Here is a 10,358-nt window from a genome sequence, read left to right as displayed (position 1 = left end):
AGACCGCAGCCATGGCCTGCGTGAACCCGTGAACATCCCGCAGCGCCAGCGGGAATCGGTCGGTGGGGATCAGCTCCTCGGGCAGCAGATGCGCGGCCATCGACGCGACGTTGACGATCGCGGCGCCCTCGGGTGCCACACGGAAGAAGATCTCGTTGACGTTGAGTGTGCCCACGGCATTGGTCCGCATGACGTACTCGGCGTCGCCCATGCTCGGGCTGACCCCGGCGGCGTGGATGACCGCGGTGACGGGTCCGATTCCGGCGGCGGTGTCGAACAGCGAGGCGACCGCGTCGCGATCGGTGACGTCACAGTGCACGGTCACCACGTCGAGTTCCCGCAGCACTCCCGCGGCGGCGTCCAATCGGTCCTGGCGGACATCGCAGAGCACGATCGGCTGCTCGCGACCGACGATCTTCGCGGTGGCCAGCCCCATCCCCCCGGCACCACCGGTGATCACGGAAACCATTGCGCTAGGCCTGCGCCAGTTGCTTGTCGGCGTAGCGGCGTGCCCATTCGGCGCGCGGCCGGATCGACACGTCCACATCGGTGGCCGTCGCCCGTAGCGCTCCCACCGTCGCCCGCTCGCGCGCGGTGTGGGCGAAGGGATCCCAGCCGAAGAACCGGCAGGAGTTCTGCCAGGTGATCTTGTTGATGTCGGCGTCGTCGGCGCCGGCGGCCTCCAGTTCGGCGAGCACCTGCTCGGGGGCGTCCGGCCAGAAGCAGTCCGAGTGCGGGTAGTCGCATTCCCAGGCGATGATGTCGATGCCGATCTCGTGGCGCAGCTTCAGCGACGTCTTGTCGGTGACGTAGCAGGCCAGTGAGTGCTCGCGGAACACCTCGGACGGCAGCTTGGCACCGAAGTCGCGACGCAACCACTTCTGGTTGGTGTAGTGCCGGTCGCTGCGGTCCAGGTAGAAGGGAATCCAGCCGATACCGCCCTCGGAGAACGCGAACTTCAGGTCCGGGTAGTTGCGCATCGCCGGACCCCACAGCAGGTCCTGGGCGCACATCGCCGAGATCTGGGTGGCCAGGATGATCAGGTTGTCGATCGGGGCGTTGGGGGCCATGCTGATCGCCCCGAAGCCGGTGCCGATGTGCAGACACATCACCACGCCGGTCTCCGACAGCGTGCGGAACACCGGGCCCCAGTACTCCTCGTCGTGATAGCTGGGCAGGCCCTCCAGGTGCGGCAGTTCGGGCATGGTGACCGCGCGGCAGCCCTTGGCCGCCACCCGGCGGATCTCGGCGCACATCGCCTCGGGGTTCCAGGTCGGCAGGATGGCGATCGGGATGAAGCGGCCCGGATAGGAGCCGGCCCACTCATCGATGTGCCAGTCGTTGTAGGCCGACACCATCACCAAGGTGACGTGTTCGCGGGTCATGTTCAGGTGGCGCGCGGAGAACCCGGTGAAGGTCGGGAAGCACATCGAGGCGAGGATGCCGTTGCGGCTCATGTCGCGCACCCGTTCGTGCACGTCGTAGACGCCGGGGCGCATCTCGGCGAAACCGGCGGGGTCGCGGCCCCACTCCTCGGCCGGCCAGGACACCACGGCATTGAGTCCGCTGACGCCTTGCGGGCGGCCCTGATACATCCACTGGTCGACGCCTTTGTCATCGGTGACGACGATCGGCGCCTCCGCCTTGTACTTGGCCGGGACATGGTTGAGGAACATGTCGGGCGGCTCCACCACGTGGTCGTCGATGCTGACCAGGATCAAGTCGTCGATGTTCATGGCTCTACTAGTACCCTGGAAAACCGTGACCGTCTCCGCGCGTTCGGCCAGAGATTTTGCAGAACCGGCCAACATCGATCTGCGCCGTGGCGGCCGAGCGCGGGCCGGCAGCTACCTCTACGAGGGCCGGCAACTGGTCACCGGCTGGCATTCCCATGACTTGCACCAGATCGAGTACGCCGTCGGTGGCGTGGTCGAAGTCGAGACCGCCACGGCGCACTATCTTTTGCCACCGCAGCAGGCGGCCTGGATCCCCGCCGGCCTGGAGCATCAGGCCGTCATGCGTGCCGAGGTGCGCACGGTGGCGGTGATGTTCGACCCCGACCTGGTCGCCCACGCCGGCGACCGGGCCCGCATCCTGACCGTTTCGCCGCTGATCCGGGAGATGATGCTGCATTCGCTGCGCTGGCCGATCGAACGGGCCGACGGCGACGTGGTCTCCGACGACTTCTTCCGCACCCTGGGGCACCTGGTCTCTGCCGCACTGGACCACGAGGCGCCGCTGAGTCTGCCCACTTCGGATCATCCGATCGTCGGCGCGGCCATGGTCTACACCAAGCAACACTTGGCGTCGGTGACCGCGGCCGAGGTCGCCCACGCCGTCGCCGTCTCCGAGCGCACCCTGCGCCGTCAGTTCGAAGCGGTGATCGGCATGTCCTGGCGTACTTACCTGCTACACGCCCGAATGCTGCAGGCGATGGCGCTGCTGGCCGCCCCCGACCAGGGCGTGCAACAGACCGCGACGGCCGTCGGCTTCGAGAGCCTGAGCGCCTTCACCCGGGCGTTCACCCGCTTCGCCGGTGAGGCGCCATCGAGCTACCACCGCAGGATCAGCGCACCATCGTGACCACCGGCTATTCAGTTACCGGCGCGGCATAGCTCGGTTTGCCCAGACCCAGTACGTATTGGGCGATCATGTTGCGGAACACTTCGAGGGTCCCGCCGTAGATGCCGACCAGTGGAGCGAACCGGAAGATGTAGTCCGACGCCCCGCCGTCGATGGCACCGTCGGTGTCGATCGGCAGCGCCGAAGAGCTTCCGAGCAGATCCATCAGGTCCGGTGAGACATCGCGCATGGCTTGCGCCAGTGCCACCCGTCCGAAAATGGAGGGAGCCGACAGGGACGCCTCCACCCGAGCGGCGGCCCGTCCCAGCCGGTAGGCCACCGAACGATCCGCGATGCTGCCCGACCGTCCGGCCACCTCGCCCGCCTTGTCGACGGCTACGGCCATGAAGTTCGCCTGGTGCATCATGATCGAGACGTCCTGCAATCCATCAGGATTAGCGTCCACCGCACCGTGTTCGACGTTGAGAGGCTCGCGCAGCACCGTCCAGCCGCCGTTGACCTCGCCGAGCCGGTATTTGTCGTCGACCCGGACGTCGCTGTAGTAGACGATGTTGGTGCGATCGCCGTCGACGGTGCGAAGGCCCTGTATCTCGATCCCCGGAGTGTTCAACGGCACCAGGAACATGGTGAGGCTCTTGTGTTTCCGGGCATCCGGAGCGGTGTTGGTGATCAGAAAGACGTACTGGCAGTTGTGCGCGCCGGTGGTGAACATCTTCGAGCCGTTAATGACCCAGCTGTCGCCGTCGCGCACCGCGCGGGTCTTGCACGTCGCGACGTCGGAACCGCCTTCGGGCTCGGTGTAGCCCAGGCAGAGCCGAATGTGGCCGCTGAAGACCCCGGGCAGGATCTCCTCGCACAGCTCGGGCGAGCCGAAGGAGGCAACCGACCGGGCGACCATCGCCGTGGTTCCCCAGGTGACCCAGGGCACGTGGGCGCGGCGCTTCTCCAGTTCCCAGATGCGTCGGCGCACGCGCGGGAAGCCGCCGTCGGCCTCGGATTTCCATTCCGCCTCCAGGTAACCCGCGGCGCCGAGCGCCAGGTGAACGACCTCGTCGAAGTTGTCCCCGGTCTCGCGATCTCGCCGCTTGACGTCCTCAGTCACATGGGTGGCCAGGAATGTGCGCACCTCCTCGCGGAAAGCCAGGTCGTCATCGGTCAGCTGCGGTTGTGAGAAGTCCATGATGTTCGGTTTCCTATTCGGCTGCGCAGGTGGCGGTTTCACGGGCGGCTGTTTCACGAACGGCGACGATTTCTCCGATGCGGCAGGCGGTGGCTCCGGGGTCACCTCCGGCCAGTGGCCAGCCGCGAGCCCGGACCAGGTAGGCGGTGGCCGCGGCTTCAGCTGACACGCCCAGGCCGCCCTGAATATGCACCGCCATGGTGGCGGCCTTGGCGGCTTCCTCTGCCATGAACACGAAGACCGAGGCCGCCAGTTCCGGACGCTCATCGGGCTCGTTGTCCATGAACCAGCCGGCCCGGTAGGCCAGGTTGCGTCCGGAGGCCACCGTGATCGCCATATTCGCCAGCGGGTGCGAGATCGCTTGCAGAGTGCCGATCGGCACACCCAAGGTGTAGCGGGTCTTGGCGAACTCCGCGGCGATGGTCATGGTCTGCTCCACCATCCCGACCAGCGCGGAGGCCGTCAGCAGTCGCCATTCATCCAGTGCCCGCTGATATTCCGCCAGCGCCTGAGGTCCGCTGGCCAGCACGGTCGCCGCGTCGGCGTCGGCCGGGTCGACCCAGGCCATCGGCAACCGGCCGATGTTGTCGACCCGAGCCGGCCGGGTGGCGAAGGAAAGTCGCACCACTGCATCGCCATCACGGACGATGATCGTGTCGGCGATCGAACCGGTCGGCAGCAGTCGGGGCCCGGCGGTGGCCTCCTGGTGGGGGTCGAACGCAATCAGTCGAGCCCCGCTCACAATGTCGGAGGCGTCGCCGGCGTCCTGCGCCAACCAGCCGAGGCGGCCCAACAGGCGCGCGGCACAGACCTGGTCGATCCAGGGAACCGGCGCAAGCGATCGACCGATCTCCTCGGCGACCAGCACGAGATCGACCAGAGTGGCGCCGTCACCACCGGCCGACTCCGGCAATGCCATGGTGGTGGCACCCATCGCGCACAGCCGCTCCCACAGGTTCTTGTCGAACCCGGATTCCTCTGCGGCACGCACTGTTTCGATTCCGCAGTGCGTGGTGAAGAACTGCCTGTAGGCAGCCTGCAACGCGACGTGGTCCTCGGTCAGGCTGTAGTCCAACCTGCGCAGTTCGAAACGATCCATCTCAGCTCTCCTGTTCGGATACGGTGCCGCGTTCGGCGAAGAAGAAGTCAGCAGCATTGCGGTAGAGGTACTTGTCGAGCACGTCGGGCGGCAGGTCCAGAGCACGCGCCTCCGGCACCACTCGGTCCATCCGCAGCACCGGCCAGTCCGAGGCGAAGATGACCTTCCCGGCGCCCCGGGTGCGCATGAAGTGCAGCAGAGCTTCCGGCAGACGTTTCGGTGACCAGGCCGAGGTCATCAGCCGTAGGTTGCGGTACTTGATCAGCATCCGGATCGCGACGTCCCACCAGGGGTCGGCACCGTGGATCATGCACAGCCGCAGTTCGGGAAAGCGCACGCAGACCCGGTCCAGGTGGATCGGGTGCTGCACCTCACCCGGGATCGGCGGCCCCGGAATGCCGGTGTTGACGCTCAGCGGCAGATCCAGTTCAGCACACTTGGCGTAGAGCGGGTAGTACACCGCGTCACTGGGGGGATACTGGCCGTCGCCCCAGAAGCTGGGTCCCACAACGGCGTAGACCACCGGAAGGTCGTTGACGACGGCACTCAACTCCCGAAGCGCCGGCACCGGACGCAGCAAGTTCATGCCGCCCATTGCCAGCACGAACCGGTCTGGCCGGGCTTCGACGAACTTTCGTGCGGTAACCGACGGCTTGACCAGGTTGTCCATCAAAACGGCTTTGGCCACGCCGTGGGCGTCCATCTCGTCAAGCAGCGCCGACATGTCGACCGGCGCGAACATCGACTCGGGCCCCTTGAAGTAGTCCTCGCGAGTTCTGACCATCCAGGACGGCTGTTCGTTCTCGCCGAAGTGCACGTTCACCAGGCAATCGATGACTTGTGACTGCTCGGTCATGCCGTACTCACCTCATTCACCTGACGTTTGGCCCAGCGGTAGTCGGCCTTGCCATTGCCCAGCCGGCGCACCTGCGCCACCGTGATGAATGCCTTGGGCACCTTGAAGCCCGCCAGCACCGATCGGCAGTGTGCGCGCAATTGCTCATCGCCGGCGACCGAATCTGCAAGCGGGACAACCAGCGCGACCAGCTCTTCGCCCCAGCGCTCGCTCGGTCGGCCCACCACCAGCGCATCGGCCACCCCCGGGTGAGCGCGCAGCACGTCCTCGACCTCCTCGACGAACACCTTCTCCCCGCCGGTGTTGACCACCAGGGAGTCGCGGCCGAACAGCCGCAGTGTGCCGTCCTTCTCGATGCTGGCGCGATCGCCCGAGATCACCATTCGCTGGCCGTCGATCTCGCCGAAGGTGCGCTGTGTCGCGTCGGCGTCGTCGAAGTATCCGAGCGGGATCCGGCCGGTCCGCACCACCCAACCCACTTCCGCCTCACCGGGTTCCAGAAACCGGGTGCGGTCCTGCGAGACCACCGATCCCCCGGTCCGCAGATCGAAGGTGTCACGCCGCGCATCGCGCTGGCTGCGCCCAAAGCCCAGATTGCCGGTCTCCGAGGAGCCGTACCCGTTGATCAGGGTGATCTGCGGGAGCAGTTCGAGCAGCGCCGCCTGGTACTTCGGATTGGTTGCGGCACCGCCGGTTCCGATCGAGTGCAAGGAAGACAGGTCATAGGAACCCCTGCGGAGTTCGGCGACCAGTGGCGCGGCGTAGGCGTCGCCCACCATGGTCATCAATCCGACCTTCTCCCGCGCGGCGGTTTCCAGCACCGAACGGGGGTCGAACCTGGTGCGGGTGTCGTTGAGGATCACCGTCTGACCGTTCAGGATCGCCGAGAATGCGGTCCACAGTCCGGCGGCGTGCATCAGCGGCGACAACGCGAACCAGGGCGCTCCGGCGTGCTGCACCTTCTGGTGGATCTCCGCCGCGGAGGCGTGGTCGTCACCGACCATCGACGACACGTAGATGTCGCTTTGTCGCCACAGCACGCCCTTCGGGCGCCCGGTGGTTCCCCCGGTGCAGATCATCAGCAGATCGTCCGGGGACGGCGTCACCGGCTGATCGGTATTGCCCTGCGCCAGTGCATCGTCCAGCGATACCGCGTCGAGTCCGAGGCCGGCGACACCGTCGTCGATCCGGATCAGCAGCTCGGCGCCGGATCCGCGAAGCGTGTCAGCGAATTTCGTCTCGAGGCTGGCGTGGTAGATCACGGCTCGGGGACGCAGATAGTCGAGCAGCTCACCGGCCTCGGCCGGGGTGTAGTAGTGGTTGACGTTGACCGGCACCGTGCGGGCTTTGAGACAGCCGATCACCATATCGGGATAGAGGTCATTGTGCATGAGCAGCGCGACCCGGTCCTGACCGCACTCCCAGTTGCGCAACTGCGGTCGTTCCCGCTGGGCGCCGAATCCGCGGCCGGCCAGGTAGTTGGCCAGCCTGCGGGTGCGCTCAGCGGCTTGCACGAAGGTGCTGCGCCGGTCCCCGCAGATCGTCATCGCCCGGTCGGGCACGGTCTCGGCGATCGCGTCGAGGACCGCGCCGAGGGTCCATTCGCCCACCGTCAGACCGAAGCTGCCAGGTGGGCGACGCCCGGTGCAGTACGGTTCGGATCACCCAGCAGAGTCAATGCGTTGTCCCGCATTACCATTCGGGTATCTTCCGCACTGAACTCGGGGAACTGCGGGATGTCGGCGGTGAAAGTGGTCGGGTCGGCCAACCCCTCGCCGTGTGGCCAGTCCGAACCGAACAAGATCTTGTCGACGCCGATGGTGTCGGCCAGTAGCTTCACGTCGTCCTCGTAGTAGGGGGCGATCCAGACGTTGTTGCGCAGCTGCTCGATCGGATCTTCCTTGTAGTGGTACGGCGCGTTGTTGGCCGACTTCTTCAACCGCTTGATCAGCCGGTAGACGAAGTAGGACCCGTTTTCGATGCTGACCACCTTGAGCTTGGGGTGACGGGTGAACACCTGGTGCACGATCATCGAGGCGATGGTGTCGTGGATCGCGCGATCGTCCATGATCACCATGTCCAGCGGGTCGCGCTTGCCGAATCCCTTGAACACACCGCTGCCGCCCCACAACGCCGGGATCGCCATGTAACCGGAGTCGGACAGGTGGAACACGACTGCGACGCCCGCCTCGGCAAGGCGCGCCCACACCGGGTCGTGCACCGGATCACCGAGAGACCTGGGCGCAACCTCGCCGGGCACCGGCGCCGGGCGCACACACACCAGCTTGGCGCCGCGGCCGATCACGAATTCGACTTCCTCGACCGCCTTCTCGGGGTCGGCCAGCGAGATGATCGGTGCGGATATCACGCGGCCGTCGGGACGGTCGAAGCCCCAGTCCTCGTCGAGCCACAGGTTGAACGCGTGCACCGACGCAATGGTGGCGGGGATGTCGTGCTTGAGCCCCTCCTCCACGCCACAGGCGAAGGTCGGCAGCATGAACACCGTCTCCAGCCGCTGCCGGTCGAGCACCTGCACGCGGGCGTCGCGGTTCTGGTATTCGGGATGGTCGGAGAGCCGGTCGAGCTTCATCAATGACGCCGGGTCGACGCCTTCGGGAATCTCGCCGCGGAACAGCAGATCCAGGCAGCCGGGTTCGATGATCGGATCGAAGTTCGGGTTCGGGATGAAGTGGTTGACGACCCCGCCGAACACCGCCAGGGTGCGCTTGCCGTCCTGCACCATCTGGACACCGCGGCTGCGGAATTCCTTGGGGAGGTGTCGAGTGAAGGCGTCCAGCGGTTCGTAGTAGTGGTTGTCGACGTCGACGGCCAAGTACGGGAGCCGTTCAGTTGCGGCACTCATGCGCTCAACCTTTCTTAACTGAGAGGTGGGAAGTTCGGCGGTCGCTTCTGAAGGAAGCTGGTGATTCCCTCGATGAGGTCGGGCCGCGACAACGACTCATACATCAGGGTTTCGGCACGCGCGCTCACCGCGGCGACGTCGTCGAGCGCATCGCGGTAGGCCTGACCTTTGATCACCGCCAGCGATGCCGGTGAGCAGTTGGCGGCGATGTCGCGCGCATAGTCCACGGCACGTTCCAGCAGCAGCTCGGGCGCCACGACATGGTTGACCAGACCGAGCTCGCGGGCTTCCTCGGCAAGGAAGGTGCGTCCGGACAGCAGCAGGTCCATCGCCGCGCCCCAGCCGACCAGTCGCGGGAGAATCCAGGTGATCCCGTGTTCGGCAATGAGCCCGCGCCGGGTGAAGGCGGTGGTGAATTTCGCTCCGGCGGCGGCGAATCGGACGTCGCACATCAGGGCGTGGGTGAGCCCGATCCCGGCGCAGGAGCCATTGATCGCCGCGATCACGGGTTTGCGCAGTTCGATCAGAAAATGCGGGGGACGATCCCCGACCACCTGGGCCACATCGGTGCCCGCGGTGTCGGCATCGGGATTCTCCAAGCCGGTGGCGGGCCCCAGGTCGGCACCGGCGCAGAAGCCCCGGCCGCTGCCGGTCACCACGATCGCGCGCACCGCAGGATCCGTCTCTGCGTGATCGATCGCGGCATAGAAGCCGGCGGCGATGTCCGGCCCCCAGGCGTTGAGCCGCTGCGGGCGGTTGAAGGTGATCACCCCGACGCCGTCGCGCACGTCGTAGCGCACGGCGGAGTCCCCAATGGGGCCCGCTTGGATCAGCGTGCCGTCGTCGGCAGCGGTCATCGATCCTCCTCCGCAGCCCACCGGAAATTGTTCTTACTGTATACCTTTCAGTAGCGTCTTCCGCAAGCCGCTGGAACGCCGCGTGCCAGCAGGTCAGAGGCGCCTTCAGGTGAAATCCGAGCCGCCGTCGACGTTGACGTTGGCGCCGGTCATGTAGGCGTTGCGGCGCGAGGCCAGGAACGCTGCGACCGCGCCCACTTCGTCCGGCAGGCCGGCCCGCGGCAGTTGCGCCGGGTGGCCGAAATGCTCGGCGATGGCCGCCATCAGCCGATACGGGTCCACGCCGCCGGAATCGTCCACCCCGACCGAGCGGGCCCAGCCGACCAGTGCTTCGGAGGCGACGCTTCCGGGCGAGACCACGTTGACCAGAATCTCGTCGGGCGCGAGCAGCAGGGCCAGGTTCTTCGAGATGCTGTTCACCATCGCCTTGGCCGCGGTGTAGGCAACCAGGACCGCGCTCTGGCGCTGCGTCGACTGCGCCGAGAAGTTGACGATCCGGGCCCATTCGGCGTTGCGCAGCAACGGCAACGCCGCCCGAACGGTATGCACCAACCCCATCGCACCCTGGTCGATCGCCCGGCGCCACTGTTCATCCGTGAGATCTTCGAAGGTGCCCTGCACGTCGGGACCGGCCGCGTTGATCAGGATGTTGAGTTCGCCGTCCCAGCGGCTCCCGAGTTCGGCGAAGGCCTCCTGCACGCGCTGCTCGTCACAGGCGTCGGCGACTATTCCGATCGCCTCCGGACTACCGCGCTCCCTCAGGTCGTCGCACGCACGGTCCAGGTCGGCAGTCGAGCGTGCCATGACGGCCACCCGAGCCCCGTCGTCGACCAAACAACGAGCGGTGGCCAGTCCCATCCCCCGGCCGCCACCGACGACGACGGCGCGCGCGTTGCGCAGACCCAGATCCACGACCGCAG

The 10,358-nt window shown here is 66.5% G+C and carries 10 protein-coding genes; 1 reads left to right on the top strand and 9 read right to left on the bottom strand.

Going from position 1 to position 10,358, the window contains the following annotated elements:
• Positions 1-469 (bottom strand): SDR family NAD(P)-dependent oxidoreductase (locus tag LI94_RS04315; protein WP_046300399.1); only part of this gene is annotated, 469 nt, incomplete at its 3' end.
• A 4-nt stretch (positions 470-473) separates the two neighbouring features.
• Positions 474-1,736 (bottom strand): amidohydrolase family protein, encoded by a 1,263-nt coding sequence (locus LI94_RS04310; RefSeq protein ID WP_046300398.1) that lies wholly within the window; start codon positions 1,734-1,736, stop codon positions 474-476.
• 25 nt (positions 1,737-1,761) lie between these two features.
• Between LI94_RS04310 and LI94_RS04305 the strand changes: the two genes are divergently transcribed.
• Entirely contained in the window at positions 1,762-2,583 is an 822-nt protein-coding gene (locus tag LI94_RS04305) for a helix-turn-helix transcriptional regulator (protein ID WP_046300397.1), read from the top strand.
• Positions 2,584-2,590: 7 nt separating this feature from the next.
• Here the strand turns inward: LI94_RS04305 and LI94_RS04300 are convergent, their stop codons facing one another.
• The 7 genes from LI94_RS04300 to LI94_RS04270 all read right to left on the bottom strand — a co-directional run bounded on the left by LI94_RS04300 (position 2,591) and on the right by LI94_RS04270 (position 10,350).
• A complete protein-coding gene (locus LI94_RS04300; protein WP_046300396.1) occupies positions 2,591-3,763 on the bottom strand; it encodes an acyl-CoA dehydrogenase family protein in 1,173 nt (390 codons plus the stop codon).
• A 13-nt stretch (positions 3,764-3,776) separates the two neighbouring features.
• Entirely contained in the window at positions 3,777-4,862 is a 1,086-nt protein-coding gene (locus tag LI94_RS04295; protein ID WP_046300395.1) for an acyl-CoA dehydrogenase family protein, read from the bottom strand.
• A gap of 1 nt (position 4,863) precedes the next feature.
• Positions 4,864-5,718, bottom strand: coding sequence for an amidohydrolase family protein (locus LI94_RS04290; protein WP_046300394.1), 855 nt, complete (start codon positions 5,716-5,718; stop codon positions 4,864-4,866).
• Entirely contained in the window at positions 5,715-7,328 is a 1,614-nt protein-coding gene (locus LI94_RS04285; RefSeq protein WP_046300393.1) for an acyl-CoA synthetase, read from the bottom strand. Before LI94_RS04285 ends, LI94_RS04290 begins: the two co-directional genes overlap by 4 nt.
• 2 nt (positions 7,329-7,330) lie before the next feature.
• Positions 7,331-8,581 carry an amidohydrolase family protein gene (locus LI94_RS04280; protein ID WP_046300392.1) on the bottom strand — a complete coding sequence of 417 codons (1,251 nt, stop codon included), beginning with the start codon at positions 8,579-8,581 and terminating at the stop codon, positions 7,331-7,333.
• A 14-nt stretch (positions 8,582-8,595) separates the two neighbouring features.
• Positions 8,596-9,438 (bottom strand): enoyl-CoA hydratase, encoded by an 843-nt coding sequence (locus tag LI94_RS04275; protein WP_046300391.1) that lies wholly within the window; start codon positions 9,436-9,438, stop codon positions 8,596-8,598.
• 105 nt (positions 9,439-9,543) lie between these two features.
• On the bottom strand, positions 9,544-10,350 hold the full coding sequence (locus tag LI94_RS04270; protein WP_046300390.1) for an SDR family oxidoreductase: 807 nt from the start codon (positions 10,348-10,350) through the stop codon (positions 9,544-9,546).
• Positions 10,351-10,358 lie beyond the last annotated feature (8 nt).

Source organism: Mycobacterium sp. UM_Kg27, assembly GCF_000972905.1.
In the GTDB taxonomy this organism is placed as follows: domain Bacteria; phylum Actinomycetota; class Actinomycetes; order Mycobacteriales; family Mycobacteriaceae; genus Mycobacterium.
This window is presented reverse-complemented; position numbering and strand designations above follow the sequence as displayed.